1 pseudogene is annotated in these 1,474 nt (G+C 64.2%); it reads left to right on the top strand.

Features of this window, described 5'->3' with window-relative positions:
• Positions 1-1,364 (top strand): annotated as a pseudogene (locus G1C96_RS10055) (hypothetical protein); the annotation flags it as partial.
• Between the last annotated feature and the right edge of the window lie 110 nt (positions 1,365-1,474).

Genomic DNA, 1,474 nt, shown 5'->3' on the forward strand with positions numbered 1-1,474 from the left:
AGGGCTTCGTGACCACGTTCCTGGGTGCCGATGGCTCCGTGTGGAAGACCACGGACGCGGCCAAGAACGACAAGGGCTCCTACTTCGTGGTCGCCCCCGAGGGCAACCCCACGAAGGACGGCTTCAAGTTCGCCGGCTGGAAGGCCGTGACCACGGGCTCCCCGTTCACTGGCGTCGTCACGGCCACGTCCGACGGCACCTACCCGCAGTTCGTGAACACTCCGATCAGCGCGAACCTCACGTTCGAGCCCGTGTTCACCAACCGTGACACGAAGATCGTGGTCACCTTCCGCGATGAGAACTACAACGGTTCCCAGAAGGACGCCACCGCCGAGGTGACCGTTCCGGGCACGCTCGAGAAGTCCCAGGCCCCGGCTTGGACCCGCGACGGCTACACGCTGACCTGGCTCGATGCCAAGGGTGCCGAGTACAAGTTCGACCAGTGGCTGACCGACGGCAACGCCAACTTCACGCTGACCGCTCGCTGGACTCCGGCCACCGCCGATAAGGCCAAGGCCGCCCTGAACTACATCGTTCCGAAGGACCTCGTCGAGTTCTACAACAACGCGGGTAAGAACACCAACCTTGGTACGCTTGATGCCGACAAGGATGCTCAGGTCAACGACGGTTCCGACTTCACCAAGGATTCCTTCGCCGCGTACGAGACCGCGTACAAGGCCGCCGTGGAGAAGTACGCGACCGACGCGTACAACAACCCGAACACCGCCGCGACCGCGACCGCCAGCGCCGAGATCATCAACGACCTCAACGCTGCGCTCGAGAAGCTGCAGTTCAAGCACGAGGGCGGCGCCGAGGAATCCACCACCACCGCCACCGGCAAGTACCAGGGCGTGCACCGTCTGTACAACCCGTCCCTGAACAGGCACCTGTACTCCAACAGCATCGCCGAGATCAAGGCCCTGACGTCCACCGAGTCCACCAAGGGCGGCTGGGAGGACAACGGCGTGCTGTTCTACGGCGCGCTCGGCGTGGACAACACCACCGCCAAGCTCGATGCCACGAACCGCTACGTGTTCAAGACCGATACCCCTGCCAACAAGGCTGTGGCCCAGTCCGGCGTGGAGTCGATCGTGAAGCAGTACGTGCGCTTCTTCAACCCGTCGACCGGTGACCACGTGTACACCGCGCTGGGCAGCGACGAGGACACGGATCTGTCCGCGAACTCCGAGTGGAACCGCGAGGGCATCGCGTTCGTGACCCCGGCGTTCACCGGCACGCAGAACGTGACCCGTCTGTACAACGAGGGCACCAACCGTCACCTGTTCTCGACCTCGGCTTCCGAGCAGGCCGGTCTGGTCAAGGACGGCTGGAAGGTCGAGGGTCTCGCCGCCAAGGGCGTCTGATCCGCTTTCGGTAGACTGATTCCCTGAAAAGCGAAGAGGTCGGCTCCGGGTATCCCGGAGCCGGCCTTCGTTCGTTTGGCGTGGAAGCGCCGGGAGGCGGCGGCCCGGCG

The sequence above is a fragment of the Bifidobacterium moraviense genome (assembly GCF_012932365.1).
Classification (GTDB): domain Bacteria; phylum Actinomycetota; class Actinomycetes; order Actinomycetales; family Bifidobacteriaceae; genus Bifidobacterium; species Bifidobacterium moraviense.